Genomic DNA, 22,142 nt, shown 5'->3' on the forward strand with positions numbered 1-22,142 from the left:
CAAGCACAGGTATCTGTTTTTTACGTATTTTTAGGAAAAAGTGGAGGTCGGTTTTCAGCCGATTTTGGGGCGTTCAGCCATGCCGAAAAGCAATTTTTCGGCATTACAGTTATCACGGTAGAGGACGAATATCCAAATCGGGTCGTCTGGAAAGAATCGCACAACGCCCCGGTATCGTCTGTCAGACAGAATGTAGCAATGACATCTATGACAGCTTTCAGTTCCAGATTGTCATAATCCCGCACGGCTTTGATTGGCAGATTGTGGTCATAGATATGCTCCACGCAAATCACGCAATCGGAGAAATGGGGAAGTGGTCCGCTTTGCACCAGTGCCGCCTGTAGTGGCAGCAAAAGGAATTTACAGCCGTCCCGCTTCTTTTTATCCGGCAGAAGCGCAGGGAGCAGAACTCGCAAATAATTATCAGATGCCCACACGCGGATGCCCTGCACCTCGGCTGCCTTGGGGTAGTAATAAATCGGCGGCTCGTTAGACACAGAAAAGAACATATTGCGAAGACGCGCCGTGCTTTTCTCACTGAGAAGTGCCGCGCTCTCGGCAGTTTTGGCAAACTGCATCGGGTCGGGCGCGGGGAGCAGATGTTCCATCTCGTATAGCTTTTTGTGGATATCGATGAGCCCGCGCTGCTCCAAACGGATGCGGTTCAAAAGTACGTCAGGATTCAAGCGCGGCCTCCTTTTTGTAGTAGCTGACGGTGCCGTCCTCGGCCACCGTGCAGAAACCGGCCACCTGCGGAATGTTCAGCAGCTCAATCTGGGCAGCATCATCTACCACCACGATGCGCTTGCCGGCATCTTTCTGTGGCTGGCGCAGTAGCTGGCAAATCATAGTTTCCTTGCCCTGCGGGATAGGCACGATTTCATACAGTTCTCCATTTGCAAAACAGAGAATAGCTGCCGGAAATTCTCCAACAGTGTGGTATTCCACCTGATCTATGAAGTCGAGCAAGACCCAGACACAGCGGGATAAGTCCTTGACTGCGTTGCCTTGCACTTCTCTATTTGCGTAGTAGCGGTCATTCCCGGAGCAGAAGATGCGCCCCTCTTTTAGCATATGGGCAAGCAAAGTTTTTGCTGCCGCTTCCTTTTCGGGGAAGAATCGGCAAAGCTGCTCTTCGGTCAGACCGGGGTACAGCGAGATGTTATGCAGCATTTCAGCGGCTTCCCGCTGATAGATCGCTGCGCGGTTTTTCAATAAAATCACCATCCTTATTGCGCATTAAGGACGCATAAAGACGTATTAGGTACTGTCGGCAGCATAGCCACAGGCCGCTAATACGCAATCAATACGTTCTTTTGCGTATTCGACTTTTTATTGAGTAATCATTGCGTCAAGGCGGACGTATTACGGCCAACTGCAAAACCTCCAAAATCAGAAATTGCCCAAAACAAAAAGAGCCGTGCCTGAAAAAAGTCAGGTACGACTCTAGGTGAAAATGTCCAACCTTTTTGGCTGAACCCTATTTTGAACATACTAATTGTAACATACGAGATTATACACGTATATACAATCACTGTGCGGATGTGGTGCAGATGTAATGCAAGTGCGGCAAAAAACTTTCAAGGCAGTGCATCCGGCGCAATCTTGATTCTTTGGTGTGCAGGCATTATAATGCAAAAGAAAGCAAAGAAAAGGAATCATGAATTTTATGGATGACCGGGTATTGCAGATACAAAACAGAACCTGCCGAGTCTATGGCACGGTCGGCGCCGAATACCTGCTGCTGCAAATGGCGGACGAGCACGACCCTGCAGGGATGGAACGGGAAGCGGAAGCCCTGCGACGGCAAACCGCACGACCGTTTTTGCTGGTCGCTGTCCCCGTGGAAAATTGGAACGACGACCTGTCGCCTTGGTCCGCACCGCCCGCGTGGGGCAAGCAGGGCTTCGGCGGCAGGGCAGAGGATACGCTGGCGTGGCTGGAGCAGGCTGTGCCGAGCATCCGTCGGCAGTATTCTATAAAGGAAGATGCCAAGGTTATTTTGGGCGGCTACTCGCTGGCGGGGCTGTTTGCGCTGTGGGCGGCAACCCGGACCGATACCCTGTACGGCGTGGCGGCGGCTTCGCCGTCCGTGTGGTTTCCCGGCTGGCCAGAATACGAAGCGGCGCACCCTATCCAAACGCAGCGCGTTTACCTCAGCCTTGGTGACCGCGAGGAACATACCAAAAATCAGACGATGGCGGCTGTGGGTGACAACATCCGCGCCCTGCACACCGCCCTGACTCGGCGCGGCGCAGATTGCACACTGGAATGGAACGCAGGCGGTCACTTCAAGGATGCCGACCTGCGGACAGCAAGGGCGTTTGCCTGGACTATGGAGAGCGAGAAATGACGATTCTGATAGATGCCGATGGCTGCCCGGTGGTGGATCTGACCCTTCAGACGGCCGCAAAATATAACGTTCCCGTGCTGATTCTATGCGATACTGCCCACCAAATTCAGCGCGACGGCGCACAAACCCTAACCTTTGGCAAGGGTGCCGACAGCGTGGATTTTGCACTGGTGAACCGCGTATGCGCGGGCGACCTTGTTATTACGCAGGACTACGGGCTGGCAAGTATGTGTCTGGCGCGCCGCGCCCGTGTGCTGAACCAAAACGGCTTAGAGTACACGCCCGAAAATATCGACGGGCTGCTGTTCCGCCGCCACGAAAACAAAAAGCTCCTCCGCGCCGGGAAGCACCCTAAAGGGGCATCCAAGCGAACGAAGGAGCAAGACATAACATATAGAAACACTTTAGGAAGAATTTTGCAGACTGTGTAAAGCTCTTTCTAAGGCATCTGAAAACGGTGTAAATTTTATTAAAAATAAAGCCTGCTCTTAATACAAGTGGCCGTAAACCTACATCTACACCCCGTCAGCTCGAATTTTATGCCAAACGGGAACAACGCTCTTTTTCTCTTGCATAAGTTTATACATCGTTTGGCGTAAGATTGGCGTAGGGCATGATTTCAGTTAGAAACCCGCCAAAAGAAAAAGCCTGAAATTTCTCGTATCATCAAGAAATTTCAGGCTTTTTTGTGCTTAAATTGACAATTTACTGGTCAATAGGCTTCATCGTGGGGAATAGCAGCACATCACGAATGGACGCGCTGTCCGTCAACAGCATGACCAGGCGGTCAACGCCGAAGCCCAGACCGCCTGTGGGGGGCAGGCCGTACTCAAGGGCGGTCACATAGTCATAGTCGACCTGCGCCTTGCAATCAGGCTCGATGGCCTTGCGCTCGGCGACCTGGCGCTCGAAGCGGGCTTTCTGGTCGATGGGGTCGTTCAGCTCGCTGAACGCATTGCCGTACTCGGTGCAGTCGATGAAGTACTCAAACCGCTCGGTGAAGGCCGGATCATTGGGCTTGCGCTTGGCAAGCGGGCTGATCTCGACAGGGTAGTCGTAGATGAACGTAGGCTGGATGAGCTTGTCCTCGACAAAGGCGTCGAAGAACTCAGCCAGGATAGCCCCCTTGGTCGGGACTTCGGGCAGCTCCACATGGTGCTCCTTGGCGGCGGCGATAGCGTCCTCATCAGTCTTCCAGTCGTTGAAATCAACACCGGAATACTTTTTGACAGCTTCGACCATCGTCAGGCGCTCCCAGTGGCCCATGTCGATCTGCTTGCCCTGATAGGTGATCTCCAAGCTGCCGCAGACCTTGAGGGCCAGACGCTTGTACATCTCCTCAACCAGATCCATCATGCCGTGGAAGTCGGTGAAAGCCTGGTACAGCTCGATGGTCGTGAACTCGGGGTTATGCTTCGGGTCCATGCCCTCGTTGCGGAAGATGCGGCCGACCTCATACACGCGGTCCATGCCACCCACGATCAGGCGCTTGAGGTACAGCTCGGTCTCAATGCGCAGCACCATGTCCATGTTCAGGGTGTTGTGGTGGGTGTAGAAGGGGCGGGCGGACGCACCGATCTCAAACGGGGTCAGAATAGGTGTGTCGACCTCCAGGAAGCCCTTCTCGTCCAGGTAGGCACGGATCTCCTTCAGAATCAGGCTGCGCTTGACGAAGGTGTCCTTGACCTCGGGGTTGACGATGAGGTCAACATAGCGCTGACGGTAGCGGGCCTCGCGGTCGGTCAAGCCGTGGAACTTCTCGGGCAGGGGAAGCAGGCTCTTGGAGAGCAGGGTCAGCTCACTGATGCGGACGGAAATCTCGCCCATCTTGGTGCGGAACACTTCGCCCTTGACGCCGATGATATCACCGATGTCCAGCTTTTTGAAAGCGGCATAGGCCTCATCGCCCAGCAGGTCGCGCTTGACAAAAATCTGGATGTCGCCCTTCTGGTCGCGCAGATGGGCAAAGCTGGCCTTGCCCATGACGCGCTTGGACATCATGCGGCCGGCCAAAGAGACGATCTTACCGGTCTCGGCTTCGGCGGGCAGGTCGGCAAACTCCTGTTTGAGGTCGGCCGAGTACGCATCCTGCGCATATTTTGTGATTTCAAAGGGGTTGTGACCGGCTTCGCACAGGTCAGCCAGCTTTTGGCGGCGCACGGCGGCCTGCTGGCTGATTTCCTGCTCGGTCTGGGGCTTATTCTGCTCCATGTGAGATCGTCCTTTCGTGATTTTTTGATTTCAAATGCTTACTTGGAACGGGAAACTTCCAGCAGCTTGTAGGTGATGATATTGCCGTTGGGCAGGGTGACATTAAAGCTGTCGCCGACTTTGCAGCCGATCATGGCCGCGCCAACCGGGCTCTCGTCGCTGATGCGGTTCAGGTCCATATCCGCCTCGGTGGAGCCGGTCAGGTCGTACTCCTCGGCGTCCTCCAGGTCATCGCCCTCGGCCAGAATCTTGACGTGCATACCGATGGAAGCCGTGTCGTTGGACAGCTCGCTCTCATCCATGATGCGGGCCAGCTTGAGGGTGGCCTCCAGGTCGGCGATGCGGGCCTCCACAGAAGCCTGCTCCTCCTTGGCGGCGTCGTACTCGGCATTCTCGCTCAAATCGCCGTAGCCGCGGGCAACCTTGATCTTGTCAGCGACTTCCTTACGTTTGACGGTGCGCAGGTTTTCCAGTTCCTGCTCCAGTTTATTATAGCCCTCGCGGGTAACGACAACTTCTTTAGCCATAGCAGTGTCTCCTAACGTAAAATGGATAGTAAAAGTAGTGCGGCACCAACTGGGGAGCCGCACCAACTTAGATATTATATAGGTTTAAATAGGATTTGTCAAGTCACAGCGTCATTTATCCAGCTGCAGCAGGCCAACTTTGCGGTAAACTTTGCTGACGGTGCGGTTGGCCAGGCGGGAGGCACGCTCGGCACCGTTCTTGAGCACCTCATCCACATAGGTTTTGTCGGCCAGAATACGGCCATACTCGGCCTGCACGGGGGCCAGCGCATCGGCGGTGACTTCGGCCACAGCCAGTTTGAAGTCGCCATAGCCCTTGCCCTCAAACTCGGCGGCGATCTCATCGTTGGACTTGCCGGTAAAGGTGCTGTAAATGCACATCAGGTTGGACACGCCGGGCTTCGTCTCACGGTCAAAGCGGACAACGCCGTCGGAGTCGGTCACGGCGCGCTTGAACTTGCGCACGATGGCGTCCTTGTCGTCGGTCATCAGGATGAAGCTGTTGACGTTCGTGTCGGACTTGCTCATCTTTTTAGTCGGTTCGGCCAGCGACATGATTTTCGCGCCGGCGGCAGGGACGTAGCCCTCCGGCAGGGTGAAAGTGTCGCCGTAGATGCCGTTGAAGCGGCCTGCGATATCGCGGGCAATCTCCAGGTGCTGGGTCTGGTCCTGGCCCACGGGAACGAGGTCTGCGTTATAAATCAGGATATCCGCCGCCATCAGCACAGGGTAGGTGAACAGGCCGCCGTTGACGTTGTCGGGGTGCTTGGCGCTCTTGTCCTTGAACTGGGTCATGCGGGACAGCTCGCCGAACTGGGTGTTGCAGGCCAGCACCCAAGAAAGCTCTGTATGCGCCGGCACATGGCTCTGCACGAACAGAACGTGCTCCTTCGGGTCGATGCCCACGGCCAGCAGCAGGGCGGCCAGCTCACGGGTGCGGCGGCGCAGGTCGGCGGGCACCTGGCGCACGGTTAGGCTGTGCAGGTCGGCCACCATGTACAGGCAGTCATAGTCAGATTGCAGCAGTGCCCAGTTGCGCACCGCGCCGATATAGTTGCCCAGAGTGGGCGTGCCGGTGGGCTGAATGCCCGAAAGAATGCGTTTGCGTTTTTCTTCTGCCATAGTACTCTATCTCCATTCGTTATAAATCACTTTTTCAATGCAAGGGAAGAATATGCTTTATTCGTATTCCGTCGCCGCCGCCATCGTGCGCATCCAGCGCAAAGCAGCCGTCTCAACGGCAGACACCTGCATGGGATATACGGTGATGCCATTGACCGCCTCCTTGCCGAACCGTTCTCCCGCGCAAATTTTCACGCAGGACTAGGCAGTTCATGTGTTTTCGTGTACAATATAGAATATAATCAAACAGAAGATATTTGTCAATGTTTTACACCCCTGAAACTGATAGTTTTATGTGAAGGAATGTTACAGCTATGGTCAAAATTCTATTCGTTTGCCACGGCAACATCTGCCGCAGTCCGATGGCGGAGTTTGTGATGAAAGATTTAGCCGCCAAGGCCGGGGCAGGGAAGCGTTTTGTCATTGATTCCGCTGCCACCAGCACCGAGGAGATCGGCAACCCGGTCTACCCACCGGCGCGGCGGGAGCTGGCGGCCCATGGCGTTGCCTGCGGGGCGCATGCGGCGCGGCAGATGACCCGGGCCGACTATGACAAATATGACCTGCTCATCGGCATGGACAGTGCCAACATCCGCAATATGACCCGCCTCTGCGGCGGAGACCCGGCGGGCAAAATCCACCGCCTGCTGGACTGCACTGACCGCCCCGGCGACGTGGCCGACCCCTGGTACACCGGGGATTTTGCGGCCACCTGGCGGGATGTACTGGACGGCTGTACGGCGCTTCTGGAAATGCTGACCAATAAAAAATAGACAAACCGGCCAACAAGTGCTATAATGAAGCTACCTTTGAATATGCACCAACTACAATCCGAAAGGAACGTGTGAATAGAATGGGAAAATATTTCGGTACTGACGGCTTCCGCGGCGAGGCCGGTGTCAACTTGACCGCCGACCACGCCTACAAGGTAGGCCGTTTCCTTGGCTGGTATTACGGTATGCTGCGCCAGCGCAACGGCGAGGCGACCGCCCCGCGCATCGTCATCGGCAAGGATACCCGCCGCAGCTCCTACATGTTTGAGTACAGCCTCGTCGCGGGCCTGACCGCCAGCGGCGCGGACGCCTACTTGCTGCACGTCACCACCACCCCCAGCGTAGCCTACATTGCCCGTGTAGACGACTTCGACTGCGGTATCATGATCTCCGCCAGCCACAACCCTTACTATGACAACGGCATCAAGCTCATTGACTGCTACGGCGAGAAAATGGACGAAGAAACGCTGCTCCTGGTTGAGGCTTACCTCGACGGGCACCTGCACGTTTTCGACCAGGATTGGCCCGAGCTGCCTTTCGCCAGCCGCGACAAGATCGGCTGCACGGTGGACTATGTGGCAGGCCGCAACCGCTACATGGGCTACCTGATTTCCCTGGGCATCTACTCCTTCCGCGGTGTCAAGGTCGGCCTGGACTGCGCCAACGGCTCCAGCTGGAACATTGCCAAGAGCGTGTTTGACGCCCTCGGCGCGGACACTTACGTCATCAACAACAAGCCCAACGGCCTGAATATCAATCTCAACGCCGGTTCCACCCACATTGAGGGCTTGCAGAAGTTCGTCGTTGAGAACCACCTTGACATCGGCTTTGCCTATGACGGCGACGCCGACCGCTGCCTCTGCGTGGATGAGAAGGGCAACGTCGTCACCGGCGACCATATCCTGTACATCTACGGCTGCTATATGAAGGAGCGCGGCAAGCTCATCACCAACACGGTCGTCACCACCGTTATGTCCAACTTCGGCCTGTACAAGGCTTTTGATGCGCAGGGCATCGACTACGCCAAGACCGCCGTTGGCGACAAGTATGTGTATGAGTATATGGCGAAAAACGGCTGCCGCATCGGCGGCGAGCAGAGCGGCCACATCATCTTCTCCAAGTACGCCAGCACCGGTGACGGCATCCTGACGAGCCTGAAGATGATGGAGGTCATGCTGGCGAAGAAGAAGCCAATGAGTGAGCTGGCCGCCCCACTGAAGATTTACCCGCAGGTTCTGGAAAATGTCCATGTCACCGACAAAAAAGCCGCACAGGACGACGCAGACGTCCAGGCGGCCGTCAAGGCCGTGGCCGAGGCCCTGGGCAGCACCGGCCGCATCCTGGTCCGCGAGTCCGGCACCGAGCCGCTGGTTCGCGTGATGGTCGAAGCTCCCGAGCACGAGACTTGCGAAAAGTACGTCGCCCAGGTCGTGGACGTCATCAAGGCCAAGGGTTACGCCATCTGAATTTGAACCCTGCATGAAGCTTTGCACCGCGCTGTTGAAAAGGCAGCGCGGTGTTTTTTGGTGGAATTGAAACGTTTCCCTTGCAATGTGTCTCTCCACCTGCTACAATAAATTATATTATTTGTAAGGAGCGATCACCCATGAACTGGCATCAGGCGTGCGAACTGCCCTATTACCACGGCAGTGACCTGGGCGCAAATCCAACGGCGGAGGATACCACTTTCAAGCTGTGGGCTCCCACTGCCTGCGGGGTCGTGGTCTGCCTGTTTGCCACCGGCACCGACGATGAACCCGGCGCAGAAACGCTGGGCGTACACGAGATGCGCCGCGGCGACGCCGGGGTGTGGGCTATCACACTGCCGGGCAATCTGCACGGCGTCTACTACATCTACCGCATCTATTTCCCGGATGGCCGCATGCATGAGGTCGTGGACCCCTACGCCCGCAGCGCCGGGGCCAACGGCGTGCGCGGCATGGTCGTGGACCTTGCCAAGGCCGCGCCGGAGGGATGGGAGCAGGACACCCGCCCCGATATCCCTGCCCACGCCCGCAGCGTGTGGGAGGTGCATGTTGCCGATTTTTCCGCCGACGAACACAGCGGCGTAAAACCGACGTGGCGCGGCAAATTCATGGGCTTCACCCCCGATGACACGACGCTGGACGGTGACGGCGAACACCCAACCTGCTTGAACTATTTAAAAAATCTCGGCGTCAGCCATGTGCAGCTGCAGCCCATCTATGACTACGCCACCGTGGATGAGGCCCGCCCCGACGGCGGCTACAACTGGGGCTATGACCCGCTGAACTACAACGTGCCCGAGGGCAGCTTTGCCACTGACGCCTTCCACGGAGAGGTGCGTGTGCGGGAGTGCCGCGCCATGGTGGCCGCCCTGCACCGCGCGGGGCTGGGCGTCGTGATGGATGTTGTCTACAACCACACCTACCACGGCGAGAGCAACTTGGAGCGCACCGTGCCAGGCTACTGGAACCGCCGCTGGCCCAACGGCATGACGACGAACGGTTCCGGCTGCGGCTGCGACCTGGCCAGCGAGCGCCCGATGGTGCGCAAATACATCGTGGAATCGGTGCTGTACTGGGCCACGACCTACCACATTGACGGTTTCCGATTTGATTTGATGGCGCTGGAAGATGTGGACACAATGAACGCCATCCGCGCTGCGCTGGACAGCCTGCCCGGCGGCGAGAACATCCTGATGTACGGCGAACCCTGGATGGGCGGCGGCACGAACATTGAGGGCGGTGCACGCCCTGCCGACAAGCGTGCGCTGGATGCTCTGAGTGACCGCATCGGATTTTTCTGCGATGATACACGGGACTGCATCAAGGGCAACGTCTTTGACGCGGCCAATGCGGGCTATGTCAACGGCGCGCCCCAGCACGGCTACGATGTGCTGCACCTGATCAGCGCATGGCGCAACGGTGCCCACGGCTTCTGGCCGCGCAAGGCGGGGCAGGTGGTGCAGTACATCTCGGCCCACGACAACTACACGCTTTGGGACAAGCTGGCCGCCGTGGCCCGACGCGGCGACTACGACTGGCCCGACGCCGACCTGCTGGCGCAAAACCGCATGGCGGCGGGCATCTACCTGACCTGTCAGGGCCTGCCCTTCATGCAGGCGGGCGAGGAATGGGGCCGTACCAAGCATGGCGACCACAACAGCTACAAAGGCCCGCTGGACACGAACAAGTTAGACTGGACCCGCGCCCACAGGCCGGAATTTGCCGCCCTGACGGCGTTTTACCGCGGGATGCTGGCCATCCGCCGCGCCTACCCGCGTTTGAGCGGCGCGGCAGGGGAGCCAGAGCCGTTTATTCTGATGCTACCCGGCTGGCTCATCGGCTTTGTGCTGGAGAACGACGGCACGGCCACGGCAGGCCAGCTGGCCGTCTACTACAATCCCGAGCGCACCTGCCAGTGGGCCAGCCTGCCCGCCGGTACCTGGCGCAAGCTCAGCGACGGCGTCCACGCCGGGGTAACACCCTTTGGCCCCCGTTTCCGTGATGCGTTGGAGCTGGCCCCCACGAGCGTGACGGTGCTGGTAGCGGAATGAGATGCATTGGGAGAGGCTTGACCTCTCCTTTTTTTGTATCCCGGTAGGGGCGGGGCATGCCCCGCCCTCAACCATCCCGTAAACGTCCGTTTTCCATTATGCCCGGCCCCTACCGTGTGGTTTGTTCACAATTTATCCATTTGACAGATTGTTCGATTTTCCGTATAATTATTCTTATACGATTTGTAAAAAATCCTGCATCTGCTACGATTTGTTTACCCACTGTGAACAAATAAGAAAAGGGAGGTCATCTGCCATGAGCGATTACGCAGCCATCGAAAAGGAAGCCCGCATCTTCACCGAGGAATGTGTCACCAACAACCGCATTGACCCTGCACTGTTTGCCCAGTATGATATCAAGCGCGGTCTGCGCGACAAAAACGGTAAGGGTGTGCTGGCCGGTATCACCAACATCTCCCGCATCGATGCCTTTGAGGAACGCGACGGCCAGAAGATTCCCTGCGATGGCAAGCTCTGGTACCGCGGCTACAACGTCTATGACCTGATCCGCGGTCTGCGCGGCAAGCGCTACGCCTTTGAGGGTGCAGCCTACCTGCTGCTGTTGGGCGACCTGCCGAACCAGGAGCAGCTGGAAACCTTCACGGCCTGCCTGTCGAAATGCCGCGCCCTGCCGACAAACTTTGTGCGCGATGTCATCATGAAAGCCCCCAGCCATGACCTGATGAACTCCCTGACCCGCAGCGTGCTGACGCTGGCCAGCTATGACGACGACATCGGCAAGACCGACCTGCAGACCCAGCTGGAACAGTGCATCAAGCTCATCAGCGTATTCCCGATGCTGGCCGTCTACGGCTACCACGCTTACAATTATTATGAGTGCGGCGGCAGCATGTACATCCACCGCCCGGATCCGAACCTGTCCACTGCGGAAAACTTGCTGAAAATGCTGCGCCCCGACCAGAAATACACCGACCTTGAGGCCCACGTTCTCGATATCGCGCTGCTTTTGCACATGGAGCACGGCGGCGGCAACAACTCCACCTTCACGACCCGCGTCGTCACGTCCTCCGGGTCGGACACCTACTCGGTCATCGCGGCGGCGCTTTCCAGCCTGAAAGGCCCCAAGCACGGCGGCGCGAACATCAAGGTCATGAAGATGATGGACGACATCCGCGCCCATGTCGCCGACCCGCTGGACGAGGCCGCCATGGCCGACTACCTCGGCCGCATCGTGGATCGGCAGGCCTTTGACCAGAAGGGCCTGATCTACGGCATGGGCCACGCGGTCTACTCACTCAGTGACCCGCGCGCTGTGGTGTTCAAGAACTTTGTCCACCAGCTGGCCGATGCCAAGGGCCGCAGCCGTGACTTTGAGTATTACAACACCATCGAGCGGCTGGCCCCCAAGGTCATTGCCGAAAAGCGCCACATCTACAAGGGCGTTTCGACGAATGTAGACTTCTACTCCGGCTTTGTCTATGATATGCTGGGCATTCCGGTGGAACTGTACACGCCGATCTTTGCCATTGCGCGTATCGTCGGCTGGTCCGCCCACCGCATGGAGGAGCTGGTCAACATGGACAAAATCATCCGCCCCGCCTACCAGAGCATCATGCAGCCGCGTGACTACGTCCCGCTGGAAGAACGCTGAAAATAAAACCGGGAAGTGCCGTTTTGACGCTTCCCGGTTTTGCTTATCGGTGGATACACATATGGGTCATCTCATCCTCACCGTCGCCCTGCACCATGCACAAAAACTCCCAGCCGTATCGCTCATAAAAGCCCTTCCATAGAAAAAGAGAAGCACTTTCCCATTTTGGAAACCGCGCTTCTCTTTTCTGCTCTCTTAGTAGTTGCTGCTCTTCAGCTCAAAATAGCTCTGCGGATGGGCGCAGACCGGGCACTTGACCGGCGCGTGCTGGCCGATATAGACGAAACCGCAGTTGCGGCACTGCCAGACCTGCTCGGTCTCGCGGGCGTAGACCTTGCCAGCTTCGATGTTGGCGGCCAGGGCCTTGTAGCGCTCTTCGTGGTCCTTCTCGATGGCGGCGACCATCGTGAACAGGGCTGCAACCTGGTTGAAGCCCTCCTCCTTCGCCTCGGCGGCCATGCGCGGGTACATCGAGGTATGCTCCTCGTTCTCGCCCGCGGCGGCCATCTTCAGGCAGGTCAGCGTGTCGGGGATCTCGCCGTTCTCCATCAGGAGTTTGAACCAAATTTTGGCGTGCTCTTTCTCGTTGTTGGCGGTCTCGGTGAAGATGGCGCTGATCTGCTCGTAGCCTTCCTTCTTGGCCTTGGATGCAAAGTAGGTGTACTTGTTGCGGGCCTGGCTCTCACCTGCGAAAGCCTCCCACAGGTTTTTCTCGGTCTTGCTGCCTCTGAGTTCCATAGTGAATACCTCCGTTTTAAATTAGGATTTGTTCTTAATTTTATTCTATTATACCATAAGAAGTGCGTATGTCAAGTCAAATATCGGGAACAACTCTTGTGTATTTTGCCCAAAGCGTTGACAAATCATCCAAAATAGTGTACCATCTGAATAGGAGTTAATCTTAAATCCTTAAAGGAGGTCTGCCCATGACCCGCCAACGCGCCCTGATACTGGACATTATGCGTGAAAAATGCCCCGAGCATATGACCGCTGACGAAATTTTCAGCCACGCGCGGCAGGCCATGCCGCACATTGCCCGCGGCACCGTGTACCGCAACCTAAAGCTTATGGAGTTGGACGGCGAGATCGGCCACCTGGAAATGCCGGACGGCCCCGACCGCTACGACGCCAACCCAAGCCCCCACGGCCACCTGCTGTGCGAAAGCTGCGGCGACCTGGCCGACCTGCCGGTGGTGGGGCTGATCCGCGATATTGAGTCCGCCATCGGCACCGAGGTACGCGGTTACACGCTGACGATCCGGTATATCTGCCCAAAATGCCGCGCTAAAAACGCGCAGTGACCCTTGCCGCCCAACCGTGGGCGGTATTTTTGTAAAAGCGAGGTTGGTACTTATGGCAAAGCAGCGCGACCCTGTATTAGATAGTATGCGCGGCATCGGCATCGTGCTTATGGTGCTGGGGCACTCGGGCTTTCCCGGCACCGGTTTTATCTATCTTTTCCACATGGCACTGTTTTTTATGCTCAGCGGGTGGCTTTTCAGCCTGCGGGGCGGGCTGGTACATTTTGCCAAGCGCAAGGTGGTCACGCTCTGGCTGCCCTTTGTGCTGGCCAACACGGCGTTCACGGTGCTGAACAACCTGTTCCTGCGCCTGAATATTTTAACCGGGGATGAGCGCATTCTGGCGCTGCCCGGCAATATCGTCACCACGCCCACAACGCTGAAAGACGTCATCGGCCGCACGGCGCACTGGTGCGTGTTTGACGGCGGCACCCAGCTGGGCGGGGCGCTGTGGTTCATCCAGGCGCTGTTCCAGATTTCTATTTTGTACGCTGTCGTGGAATTTTTGCTGCAGAAGCTGCTGCGCGGCGGTGATACACTGATTGCCCAGGGGCTTGTCTCCGGCGTGCTGCTCTGGGTGGGATGGCGCTGTGGTCTGGCCGGGTGGAACGTCTGGGGGCTTGGCATTGCGGCCAGCTGTTACAGCCTGTTCTACCTGGGGACCGTGCTGCGCTGCACCGCCCGCAGCGACGTCAAACCGCTGCACCGCGCCGGGCTGGCCGCTGCCGCGTTTGTGCTGCTGGCCGTGCTGGGGCAGTTTGGCTCCGTTGGCCTGGCGGGCAACGGCTACCCCGGGCCGATCTTCCTGCTGGCCGCCAGTCTGGCGGGCTGGGTGCTGGTGCGGCAGGCTGCGTGTCTGTCGGCGGCGTGGCCGAAATTCAGCGCCGTGCTGGCCTACCTGGGCCGCGCCACAATGCCCATTGTCATTTTGCATTTCTTGAGCTTCAAACTCGTGACCTGGCTTGGGCTGCTGGCCACCGGCGGCGAGCCGTACCTGCTGGCCGCGTTCCCCACCTATTTCACCGGCGGCCTCTGGTGGCTGGCGTATACTGTGGTTGGCCTGGCTTTGCCGCTGGCAGGGGATTTGGTTTACAAGAAAGTGCGGGAAGCCTTCCCCTTTGGGGGAAGGTGGCCGAAGGCCGGATGAGGGGCGGCTTTGCCTTGCCGCCCCATAAGGAAACGCGCCCCTCATCAGTCCGCTTCGCGGACAGCTTCTCCCTCAGGAGAAGCCAAAGCGCCAAAATTTTCGAGCCCTTCGGGGCTCTTTTTTTGATATATTTCCGCCTCCATCGGCGTTATAAGGGTGAAAGGAGGTCGAGCCTATGCAGACTGAACAGGACCTGGAAAAACTCGTACATGCCCACACTGCCGCCCTGCTGCGCTACTGTACCGGCCTGCTGGGGTGTGAAGCCGATGCCCAGGACGCCGTGCAGAAAACCTTCATCAAGGCATGGCAGCAGCGTCGCACCCTGCGGGGCGACGGCACCGACAACGAATGCGCGTGGCTCTACCGCATCGCCTACCGCACCGCGCTGGATATGCTGCGGGCAGCCCGCCGCGCGGCCAACTACCCAACGCCGGAACCGCGGGAACAGGACCCAGGCATCAGCGACGAACTGCGTACCGCGCTGGCCGCTCTGCCGCCACTCGACCGGGCGCTGGTGTTGGAGCGCGTGCTGGACGGCCTGGACTATGCCGCGCTGGCACGCATCCATGGGCGGCCCGCCGCCTACCTGCGCACACGCTATCACCGGGCCAAAAAACAGCTGGCCTCACGATTAAGAGAGGGGGAGCACCATGACGAATGACCGCGATGAAGAATTTTTGCGCACGAAGCTGACTGACGGCCTGCACCCGGCCGAGGTCGATCTCTGGCCCGCCGTGGCCGAGGCTCTGCCCAACGCCCGCCCGGCATGGCCCTGGCGGCGTATCGCCCTCTGCCTGGCTGCGCCGCTGTTGATTGCAGCCGGGGTACTGGCGGGCACAGCAGAATTTACGAACCTGCGGGAGAACCCGCGCCCCTCCTTCGCGCCCGAGGCGAACACCGGGTATGCCATAACGTATGAGCGGCAGTATTTTACGCTGGATAGTGACTTACTGGCGGGGCTGACGGCAAACCACAACGGCGAGGTTTCTGCCGATGGCTGGTTGCCGATGCACTGCGGCATCAACGGATTTTTGCACCTTCCTGATGAGGACGAGATGAACCGCTATTCCCGCGCAGTGCGCGGCTACGACAGTTGGGGCGAACTGACCGCCGCGACCGACCTGCCGCTGGCACAGAACGTGCTGCTGGATACCGAAGCCAACAATTTTGCCGCCGTCTCGCTGTATCCGTCGGGCATGATCGAGATACCCGAAGAATACGACGGCCGCCCCTACACGCCGAAAGCGCAGGAATACCCGGCTGGGCTTATCCCCGTTGGGCGCGGCGAAACGCCGGACAAGCTCTACCTGCGCACCGGCGTGCGCCATGGCATCTACGATGTGGAAATGATGGCTGTCGTCTATCTGGGCGACGCCGCGCCGGAGACCGTGGCCCAGCTCTACCGCCAAAAGAGCGCCGGGCTGACCTGGGAATGTGAAAGCTACCCAATGGCAAACGGCAACACTGCGCTGATTCCGCACTGCACCAGCAACCCGAACTCGATGCCCTATGTGCAGTCCAGCGCCTATTTTGCGCAGGATGGCATTTTGTATCAGATTTATTGCAGACCACACACGGACGGCCTGGATTACAGCGTCAAGCAGGAGGATATCTGGGGCGAACTGAAGGTGGTGCTGAATGGGTTTACATAATACGCACCTGGAAAACCTTGCAAAAAACGCTTGACAACTGTGTGATATCATGCTATATTGTTAGCGTTAGTTAAAACTAACCGTAGTGAGTTTCCCTTTAGGAACCATAGCCCGCACAGTGCGGTTCTCTCCCCGTGCTGTGCGGTTTTATGGAAGCTTCGGTTAGCATATGCTAACTATTGCAGAGGATAAGGAGCCGTCTCATGGCAGAACGTACCCGCGTTACCCCCAGCCCGCGCAGCTTCGCCTGCGATTTGGCAACCCTGTGTGCCCCCACGCTGGCCGGGCTCAAACCCGCCAGCCTCTTCCGCTACCAGCCCGCGCCCGGGCAGGACGCCGCCGACATGGCCGCCGCCTGGCACGCAGCGCTCGCGCCCCGCGGCGTCACGGTGCGGGTGCTCAAGCAGTGTCCGCGTACCGGGGCCGTGCTGGTCTATGTTTACCGCCCCGCGCGGGTGGCAAGACTGCTGGCAGACCCCCGCACGCTGGACTTTCTGGCAGGGGAGGGGTACGCCCTCGGCACTGCGGACGCCCTGCTGAATCAGCTGGCCGACCGGCTGTGCTGCGAGGGGGAATTCCCGCACGAGATCGGCGTTTTCTTAGGCTACCCGCTGGCGGATGTCATCGGTTTTATCGAGAATCGCGGCAAAAACTTTACGGCCTGCGGCTACTGGAAGGTCTACACCGACCCCACCGCCGCCCAGGCAGAGTTTGACCGCTACAAAAAATGCGAGCGCATCTACGCCCGCTGCTATTACAACGGCACCCCGATCCGGCGGCTGACTGTGGCCGCCTGACGATGCACCATAAAGAATGTACAAAGGAGTAGTTTACTATGAGCAAGATCGCAGTTATCTATTGGAGCGGCACCGGCAACACCGAGGCTATGGCTGATTTGGTCGCTAATGCAGCAACCGCTGCCGGCGCAGCTGTTGACAAGTTCACCGCATCTGAGTTCAATGTTGCCTCCGCCGGCGACTACACCGGCTTTGCGCTGGGCTGCCCCGCCATGGGCGCTGAGCAGCTGGAAGAAAACGAGTTTGAGCCGATGTATCAGGATCTGCGCGGCTCCCTGAGCGGCAAGCCTGTCGGCCTGTTCGGCTCCTACGGCTGGGGCGACGGCGAGTGGATCCGCACCTGGGCCGAGGATGCCGAGGCTGCCGGTGCCCGCATGGTCGTTGAGCCTGTCATGGCCAACGGTGCCCCCGACGGCGACGCTGAGACTGCCTGCGCAGCCCTGGGCACCGCCCTTGCCAACGCGTGATATTCTCCATATCCATCATACCTGGGAGGGGCAGCAATGCCCCTCTTCTTTTTTATGTAAAGCCTTCTCACCTGGGAGAAGGTGGCCGAAGGCCGGATGAGGGGCACATTTGCCATAGCAACCCGTTCATAGGCAATAACGCCGCCCATGTAGGGGCCGGGCATGCCCGGCCCTCAGCTTACCCGCAATATCTTCCTTCAAAGAGAGGTCTGGCAAGGCCGCCCCTCATCAGCCCGCTTCGCGGGCAGCTTTCCCAAAGGGGGAAGCCTTTGCTTGCAGCATCCAAAAAGTTCCTACTTGACAATCTCGCAAAGTTAGTATATCCTAAGTTCGATTAGAAAACACTAACCCGGAGGTTATCGTATGGCAAACGTTATTATTGTTTTGATCCTGGTCGTAGCTGTTGTCTACGGCATCTACAACTATGTACATCACCTGAACCATGGCGGCGGCTGCTGCGGTGAGCATGACGCCCCCGCCAGGAAGGTCAAGGCCACCGACACCAACAAAAGCCATTACCTGCACCGTCTGGTCATGGGTGTGGACGGCATGACCTGCCAGAACTGCCAGCGCCATGTGGAGAACGCCCTGAACGCCATGACGGACACCCTGGCCGAGGCAGACCTGAGCGCCCAGAAGGTGACGGTCTGGACCAAGGCCGACGCCGACGAAGACGCCATCCGTCAGGCCATCCGCGATGCCGGTTATCTGCCCCTGCGCACGACGGAGAAAGAGTAAACACATTGGGTATGTCCTGTCCGTAGGGGCCGGGCCTGCCCGGTTCTCAACCTTGCGGCGGCCCACAGCGTTTCGGGTTGCGGCAGATGCGCGGGCCGGATATGTCTGTCCCCCTACAACTCTACTAAAAGGAACCACAAACTATGATGATAAACAAACGCCTGATCGCCATGATGGGCGATTCCAAACGGTATATCGCGCGGAATGTGGCGCTGCAATGGGTGGCGCTGTTGGCCAATATTGCCATGATCTTTGCCGTGTCTGCGTTTTTGGCGGGGCTTGTGTACGGCCAGGGCAGTCTGTCCGCCGCGCTGCTTGTGCTGCTGGGTGCGCTCGTCGTGCGGTTCTTCTGCACCCGGGGCGCGGCTTCGACCAGCTACAACGCCAGCCGCACCGTGAAAAAGACGCTGCGCGCCGCCATCTATGAAAAACTGCTGCGCCTGGGCGGCAGCTACACCCAGGCCGTGCCCACCGCCGAGGTCCTGCAGCTGGCGGGCGAGGGCGTCGAACAGCTCGAGACCTACTTCGGCGCGTACCTTCCGCAGTTTTTCTACGCCATGCTCGCGCCCCTCACACTGTTTATCGCGCTGGCCCCGGTCAGCCTGCGGGCAGCGGTCATTTTGATGATCTGCGTGCCGCTGATTCCGGTTTCCATCGTGGCTGTGCAGAAATTTGCCAAAAAACTGCTGGGCAAATACTGGGGCCAGTACGCCGCGCTGGGTGACAGCTTTCTGGAAAACCTTCAAGGCTTGACCACACTCAAAATCTACCAGGCAGACGAAGCCCGCCATGCGGCCATGAACCGCGAGGCCGAGCATTTCCGCAAGGTGACGATGAAAGTCCTGACGATGCAGCTGAACTCCATCATCGTTATGGACGTCATCGCCTACGGCGGCGCGGCGCTGGGCATTGCCGTGGCGGCTAAAGAGTTTGCCGCGGGCCGCGTGGGTTTGCAGGGCGCGCTCTGCATTTTGCTGTTGTCGGCGGATTTCTTCCTGCCCATGCGCGCGCTGGGGTCGTATTTCCACGTCGCCATGAACGGCATGGCCGCCAGCGATAAAATTTTTAAGCTGCTGGATCTGCCCGAGGGCGACGCCAGGAGCGCCGAGATCGGCACGGACTGCGCCATTGCCTGCCGTGACCTGCACTTTGGCTACACCGCCGAAAAAGAGACGCTGCACGGCTTGAATCTCGACTTTCCCCAGGGTAGCTTTACGGCGCTGGTGGGCGAGAGCGGCTGCGGCAAATCGACGATTGCTGCTGTACTGACCGGCCGCGCAGCTGGCTACACCGGCAGCGTAACCATCGGCGGGCAGGAACTTTCCGCCGTCAACGAAGCAAACCTTTTGAAAAACGTGACCCTCGTCAGCCTGGGCAGCCACCTGTTCAAGGGTACGGTGGCAGACAACCTGCGGATGGCCGCACCCGACGCCGACGACGGCGCACTGTGGGGCGCGTTGGAACAGGTCAACCTCGCAGATTTCCTGCGCAGCGAGGACGGCCTGAACACCCAGCTGGCCGAAGGCGGCAGCAACCTGTCCGGCGGCCAGCGGCAGCGTCTGGCGCTGGCCCGCGCCCTGCTGCATGACAGCTCCATCTATATCTTTGACGAAGCAACGTCCAATATCGACGTAGAGAGCGAGAACGATATCATGGCGGGCATCCATCGTCTGGCCGGGCGCAAGACGGTCATTTTGATTTCCCATCGCCTGGCCAACGTCACGAAAGCGGACAATATTTACGTGCTGGATCATGGGCACTTGGCCGGACAGGGCACACACGAAGCACTGCTGGCCCAGAGCGGGCTGTACGCCGACCTGTGGAACCGCCAGCAGGCACTGGAAAACTACGGAAAGGGGGCGCAGTGATGGAAAACAAACGCACGCGCGGCAATTTCAACGTCATGTGCCGCCTTGTGGGGCTGGTCAAGCCGCTGGCCCCGGTCATGGTATGCGCGGTTCTGCTTGGTGTGGCGGGCTTTCTTTGCGCTATCTTTATCCCGGTTCTGGGCGTCTATGCGCTGCTGGACACGCTGTTGGCCGCCGCGCCTATTGCCCTTGGCACCGTATGTATTTTGCTGCCGATTTTGGCCGTAGCCCGCGGCGTGCTGCACTACGCCGAGCAGGGCTGCAACCATTTTATTGCCTTCAAGCTGCTGGCCCTCATCCGCGACAAGGTCTTTGGCGTGCTGCGCCAGCTGGCCCCCGCAAAGCTGGAAGGCCGCGACAAGGGCGACCTGATTGCCGTGCTGACCGCCGACATTGAACTGCTGGAAGTTTTCTACGCCCACACGATCTCGCCCATCTGCATTGCGGCCATCGTAAGCATCGTTATGGCGTGCTTTATGGGCAGTTATGCGCCGCTGCTGGGGCTGTACGCCGCCCTGGCCTACGCCATTATCGGCATCGGTATCCCGGTGGCCGCCGCCAAGGGTGCGCGCAAGTCTGGCGAGAATTTCCGCGCGGAGTTCGGCGCTCTGAACGGTTTTGTGCTGGACAGCTTGCGCGGCGTGCGGGAAAGCCTGCAATACAACGACGGTGCGCACCGCTTAGCGCAGATCAACCAGCGCACCGACGCGCTGGCCGGGCAGGAGCGCCGCCTGAAAGAGGCTGGCGGCACGGCACAAGCCGTAACCGGGGCCATCATCCTGCTGCTGGACGGCGGTATGCTGGCGCTGACGGGGTCCTTGTGCGCGTCGGGGACCATCAGCTTTGACGGCGCACTGGTCTGCACTGTGGCACTCATGAGCAGCTTTGGCCCGGTCATCGCGCTGGCAAACCTCGGTACCGGGCTGCAAAACACCTTTGCCGCAGGCAACCGCGTGTTGGACATCCTCGATGAGCAGCCCGCCGTGAAAGAGGTCGTCGGCGGCAAGGACATTGTGTTCAGTGGTGCCGACGCCCGCCGCGTGACCTTCGGCTACGGTGACAGCGAGATTTTAAAGGAAGTCACGCTGCACATCCCGCAGAACCAGGTCGTGGGCATCACCGGCCGCAGCGGCAGCGGCAAATCCACGCTGCTCAAACTGCTCATGCGGTTCTGGGATACCGATTTGGGCAGGGTGGAGATTTCCGGCGAAAACATTAAGGGCATCAACACAGCGTCGCTGCGCGCAGCGGAGAGCTTTGTCGAGCAGGATACCGTGCTGTTCCATGACAGTATTGAGGAAAATGTCAAAATCGCTAACCGGGACGCGACCCATGAGCAGGTCGTGGAGGCCTGCAAAAAGGCGTCCATCTACGACTTTATCATGACGCTGCCTCAGGGCTACGACACTCCCGTCGGAGAGCTGGGCGATACCCTCTCGGGCGGCGAGCGGCAGCGCCTTGGCGTGGCACGGGCATTTTTGCATGACGCACCGTTCATTCTGCTGGACGAACCGACAAGCAATCTCGACAGCCTGAACGAGGCGGTCATCCTGCACAGCCTGGCCGAGGAACGCGCAAACAAGACCGTCGTGCTGGTATCCCACCGGGCATCGACGATGCGTATTGCCGACACGACCTATTCGGTCGAGAATGGGAGAATGAGCTGATGGCCGACAAGAACGTTGTAGGGGGCGGTGTTCCCGACACCCCGGAGAAAAAGCGCCGGCAGGAGAAAGAAACGGTCGGCCTGATGATCGAGCTGTACTGCCGCGGCAACCACGGCACGCCGAAAGGCCAGCTCTGCCCCGACTGCGCGGCCCTGCGGGACTACGCCGATGCGCGGGTGGACCACTGCCCGCACATGGCGACCAAGACGTTTTGCAGCGTCTGCAAGACTCATTGCTATAAGCCCGAAATGCGGGAGCAGATCCGCCAGGTCATGCGTTGGAGCGGCCCGCGGATGCTGTTCCACCATCCCGTGCTGGCGATACGGCATCTGGTGGAGACAAGGAAACAGAAAAAGGCGCAATAAATAC

23 protein-coding genes are annotated in these 22,142 nt (G+C 58.8%); 16 read left to right on the forward strand and 7 right to left on the reverse strand.

Annotated features, from left to right (window positions below; genetic code table 11):
* Positions 1–20: 20 nt before the first annotated feature.
* Both GPK89_RS12900 and GPK89_RS12905 read right to left on the reverse strand, forming a co-directional pair.
* A complete protein-coding gene (locus GPK89_RS12900; RefSeq protein WP_215693659.1) occupies positions 21–686 on the reverse strand; it encodes a DUF6100 family protein in 666 nt (221 codons plus the stop codon).
* A complete protein-coding gene (locus tag GPK89_RS12905; protein ID WP_078783347.1) occupies positions 676–1,215 on the reverse strand; it encodes a DUF5697 family protein in 540 nt (179 codons plus the stop codon). Before GPK89_RS12905 ends, GPK89_RS12900 begins: the two co-directional genes overlap by 11 nt.
* A 445-nt stretch (positions 1,216–1,660) precedes the next feature.
* Here GPK89_RS12905 and GPK89_RS12910 point away from each other — a divergent pair, with 445 nt between their 5' ends.
* On the forward strand, positions 1,661–2,353 hold the full coding sequence (locus tag GPK89_RS12910; protein WP_242943378.1) for an alpha/beta hydrolase: 693 nt from the start codon (positions 1,661–1,663) through the stop codon (positions 2,351–2,353).
* On the forward strand, positions 2,350–2,784 hold the full coding sequence (locus tag GPK89_RS12915) for a YaiI/YqxD family protein (RefSeq protein ID WP_078783346.1): 435 nt from the start codon (positions 2,350–2,352) through the stop codon (positions 2,782–2,784). Before GPK89_RS12910 ends, GPK89_RS12915 begins: the two co-directional genes overlap by 4 nt.
* Before the next feature lie 274 nt (positions 2,785–3,058).
* Here the strand turns inward: GPK89_RS12915 and lysS are convergent, their stop codons facing one another.
* The 4 genes from lysS to GPK89_RS12935 form a co-directional block, all read right to left on the reverse strand.
* Positions 3,059–4,564, reverse strand: coding sequence for a lysine--tRNA ligase (gene lysS / locus GPK89_RS12920; protein WP_215693661.1), 1,506 nt, complete (start codon positions 4,562–4,564; stop codon positions 3,059–3,061).
* Positions 4,565–4,602: 38 nt separating this feature from the next.
* On the reverse strand, positions 4,603–5,091 hold the full coding sequence (gene greA / locus GPK89_RS12925; protein ID WP_215693663.1) for a transcription elongation factor GreA: 489 nt from the start codon (positions 5,089–5,091) through the stop codon (positions 4,603–4,605).
* A 111-nt stretch (positions 5,092–5,202) separates the two neighbouring features.
* Positions 5,203–6,213 (reverse strand): tryptophan--tRNA ligase, encoded by a 1,011-nt coding sequence (gene trpS / locus GPK89_RS12930; protein ID WP_215693665.1) that lies wholly within the window; start codon positions 6,211–6,213, stop codon positions 5,203–5,205.
* 57 nt (positions 6,214–6,270) lie between these two features.
* Positions 6,271–6,408, reverse strand: a complete 138-nt coding sequence (locus GPK89_RS12935) for a hypothetical protein (protein WP_215693667.1) — start codon at positions 6,406–6,408, stop codon at positions 6,271–6,273.
* Positions 6,409–6,527: 119 nt separating this feature from the next.
* Between GPK89_RS12935 and GPK89_RS12940 the strand changes: the two genes are divergently transcribed.
* The 4 genes from GPK89_RS12940 to GPK89_RS12955 all read left to right on the forward strand — a co-directional run bounded on the left by GPK89_RS12940 (position 6,528) and on the right by GPK89_RS12955 (position 12,136).
* Complete coding sequence (locus tag GPK89_RS12940) at positions 6,528–6,986, forward strand: low molecular weight protein-tyrosine-phosphatase (protein WP_215693669.1); 459 nt, start codon at positions 6,528–6,530, stop codon at positions 6,984–6,986.
* An 80-nt stretch (positions 6,987–7,066) separates the two neighbouring features.
* Entirely contained in the window at positions 7,067–8,452 is a 1,386-nt protein-coding gene (glmM, locus tag GPK89_RS12945) for a phosphoglucosamine mutase (protein WP_215693671.1), read from the forward strand.
* A gap of 140 nt (positions 8,453–8,592) precedes the next feature.
* Positions 8,593–10,524, forward strand: a complete 1,932-nt coding sequence (pulA, locus tag GPK89_RS12950; RefSeq protein WP_215693672.1) for a type I pullulanase — start codon at positions 8,593–8,595, stop codon at positions 10,522–10,524.
* A 256-nt stretch (positions 10,525–10,780) separates the two neighbouring features.
* Positions 10,781–12,136, forward strand: a complete 1,356-nt coding sequence (locus tag GPK89_RS12955) for a citrate/2-methylcitrate synthase (protein ID WP_215693674.1) — start codon at positions 10,781–10,783, stop codon at positions 12,134–12,136.
* Positions 12,137–12,331: 195 nt separating this feature from the next.
* Here the strand turns inward: GPK89_RS12955 and rbr are convergent, their stop codons facing one another.
* Positions 12,332–12,874: a rubrerythrin gene (gene rbr / locus GPK89_RS12960; protein ID WP_215693676.1), complete on the reverse strand. Its 543-nt coding sequence runs from the start codon at positions 12,872–12,874 to the stop codon at positions 12,332–12,334.
* Between the two features lie 188 nt (positions 12,875–13,062).
* Here rbr and GPK89_RS12965 point away from each other — a divergent pair, with 188 nt between their 5' ends.
* The 10 genes from GPK89_RS12965 to GPK89_RS13010 all read left to right on the forward strand — a co-directional run bounded on the left by GPK89_RS12965 (position 13,063) and on the right by GPK89_RS13010 (position 22,138).
* A complete protein-coding gene (locus tag GPK89_RS12965) occupies positions 13,063–13,437 on the forward strand; it encodes a Fur family transcriptional regulator (RefSeq protein WP_215693678.1) in 375 nt (124 codons plus the stop codon).
* 52 nt (positions 13,438–13,489) lie between these two features.
* Positions 13,490–14,584 (forward strand): acyltransferase family protein, encoded by a 1,095-nt coding sequence (locus GPK89_RS12970; protein WP_215693680.1) that lies wholly within the window; start codon positions 13,490–13,492, stop codon positions 14,582–14,584.
* A gap of 175 nt (positions 14,585–14,759) precedes the next feature.
* The gene (locus tag GPK89_RS12975; protein ID WP_215693682.1) at positions 14,760–15,245 is read left to right on the forward strand and encodes an RNA polymerase sigma factor; all 486 of its coding nucleotides are present in this window, start codon (positions 14,760–14,762) and stop codon (positions 15,243–15,245) included.
* Positions 15,235–16,236 carry a hypothetical protein gene (locus tag GPK89_RS12980; protein WP_215693684.1) on the forward strand — a complete coding sequence of 334 codons (1,002 nt, stop codon included), beginning with the start codon at positions 15,235–15,237 and terminating at the stop codon, positions 16,234–16,236. Before GPK89_RS12975 ends, GPK89_RS12980 begins: the two co-directional genes overlap by 11 nt.
* A 203-nt stretch (positions 16,237–16,439) precedes the next feature.
* Entirely contained in the window at positions 16,440–17,033 is a 594-nt protein-coding gene (locus GPK89_RS12985) for a DUF3793 family protein (RefSeq protein ID WP_215693686.1), read from the forward strand.
* 38 nt (positions 17,034–17,071) lie between these two features.
* Complete coding sequence (locus tag GPK89_RS12990; RefSeq protein ID WP_215693688.1) at positions 17,072–17,500, forward strand: flavodoxin; 429 nt, start codon at positions 17,072–17,074, stop codon at positions 17,498–17,500.
* Positions 17,501–17,863: 363 nt separating this feature from the next.
* On the forward strand, positions 17,864–18,238 hold the full coding sequence (locus tag GPK89_RS12995; RefSeq protein WP_215693689.1) for a heavy-metal-associated domain-containing protein: 375 nt from the start codon (positions 17,864–17,866) through the stop codon (positions 18,236–18,238).
* Between the two features lie 146 nt (positions 18,239–18,384).
* Positions 18,385–20,106, forward strand: a complete 1,722-nt coding sequence (locus GPK89_RS13000; RefSeq protein WP_346344861.1) for an ABC transporter ATP-binding protein/permease — start codon at positions 18,385–18,387, stop codon at positions 20,104–20,106.
* Positions 20,106–21,773 (forward strand): amino acid ABC transporter ATP-binding/permease protein, encoded by a 1,668-nt coding sequence (locus GPK89_RS13005; protein WP_252261666.1) that lies wholly within the window; start codon positions 20,106–20,108, stop codon positions 21,771–21,773. The genes GPK89_RS13000 and GPK89_RS13005 overlap by 1 nt, the downstream gene beginning before the upstream one ends.
* Positions 21,773–22,138 carry a nitrous oxide-stimulated promoter family protein gene (locus GPK89_RS13010; protein ID WP_215693693.1) on the forward strand — a complete coding sequence of 122 codons (366 nt, stop codon included), beginning with the start codon at positions 21,773–21,775 and terminating at the stop codon, positions 22,136–22,138. Before GPK89_RS13005 ends, GPK89_RS13010 begins: the two co-directional genes overlap by 1 nt.
* Positions 22,139–22,142: the final 4 nt, after the last annotated feature.

The sequence above is a fragment of the Gemmiger formicilis genome (assembly GCF_018784445.1).
Classification (GTDB): Bacteria; Bacillota; Clostridia; order Oscillospirales; family Ruminococcaceae; genus Gemmiger.